The organism is Vibrio sp. 10N.239.312.D08, from assembly GCF_041466145.1.
In the GTDB taxonomy this organism is placed as follows: Bacteria; Pseudomonadota; Gammaproteobacteria; order Enterobacterales; family Vibrionaceae; genus Vibrio; species Vibrio crassostreae_C.
The window spans coordinates 1-1,306 of sequence record NZ_JBFSSD010000125.1 but is presented as its reverse complement, the minus strand read 5'-3'; the positions used below and the strand labels follow the sequence as shown (position 1 = coordinate 1,306).

At 47.6% G+C, this 1,306-nt stretch carries 1 protein-coding gene; it reads right to left on the bottom strand.

Annotated elements, in window-relative coordinates:
* Window positions 1-1,167, bottom strand: a 1,167-nt coding sequence (gene ltrA, locus AB6D58_RS24460) for a group II intron reverse transcriptase/maturase (RefSeq protein ID WP_372158796.1), incomplete at its 3' end; no start/stop codon positions are given.
* Window positions 1,168-1,306 lie beyond the last annotated feature (139 nt).

The following is a 1,306-nucleotide window of genomic DNA, read 5'->3' as shown; positions in this document are numbered from 1 at the left end:
CTGCGGCGTTAAGGCCAAGTGCCACCACCCTTTATCTGACATCGCTACCTTCCACGCATTGCGCTCCGTTACACCTTGTTGTTGTAACCATGTCGCTATGCCGTATCTGCGTTTGCGTTGTTTTAAGCGGTAACATCGTAGCCGTCGCCGTATCCATTCGTCTAAGCGCTGCAAGCTGCTTTTCCGTATGGCGAGTTTGAAGTAGTGTTGCCAACCTCTTAGGTATTGAGTTAATTCCGCTATGACTGCTTGCAACTCTCGCCCTCGGTTTCGCTTCGTTATCTGCCGCACTCGCTTCTTCATTTGAGTTTGTGCTGCCTTCGATAGATGGATTGTTCCATCTATCCCGAAGCGGTGGCTTAAGTAAGTCCGCTCTGTCACTCTTGTCGCACCACTTTTCTCTCGATTTACCGTGAGCTTCAGCTTTTGCTCCAAGAACTCCGTTATCGACTCTTTAACTCGATAAGCGGCTTCTTCACTATGAACGTAGATTTGGCAGTCGTCTGCATATCGACAGAACTTATGCCCTCTGCGCTCTAACTCTTTATCCAGTTCATCTAATACGATATTGGATAGCAACGGGGATAATGGTCCACCCTGTGGTGTCCCTCTTTGTCTCTGTTCAACCATCCCGTTTCGCATTATGCCTGCCTGTAGATATGACCTGATGAGCTTCAACACTCGTTTATCACTGATGTCCTGTGACAGTCTGTACATCAGTCTATCGTGATTCACTGTGTCGAAGTATTTCGCTAGGTCGATATCTACAACATAACCTCGACCTTCTCGGATGTAATGACTGGCTGCCGTTAATGCATGGTGCGCACTGCGGTTTGGTCTAAATCCGTAACTGCTATTGGAGAACTTGGGGTCATAGATATCTGACAGTACTGAGGTCATTGCCTGTTGGACAACTCTATCAAGCACGGTTGGGATACCTAGTTGCCTTACGCCACCACTAGGTTTAGGGATTTCTACACCAAGTACCGGTTGAGGTTGGTAGCTTCCTTCCAGAAGACTCTGGCGAAGCGCTTGCCCATTTGAAGCCTGTCGAAGTGTTGAGATAGTCGCATCTATGTCGAGTTTGTCGACACCTGCACATCCTTTGTTCTTCTTCACTCTTCGTAGAGCTTGATTCAAGTTGGTTGAAGAGCAGATTTGCTCCATCAACGACGTTGAGATCACCAAGACTCGTCCTCCTGTTTACGCCAATCATGCTTGTCATTCTTCATCACCATGAGCTTTACTTGCTGTATCGCCCATTGGGACGTAGAGATGGTTTTCATCTTGCTATGACCCCACATGA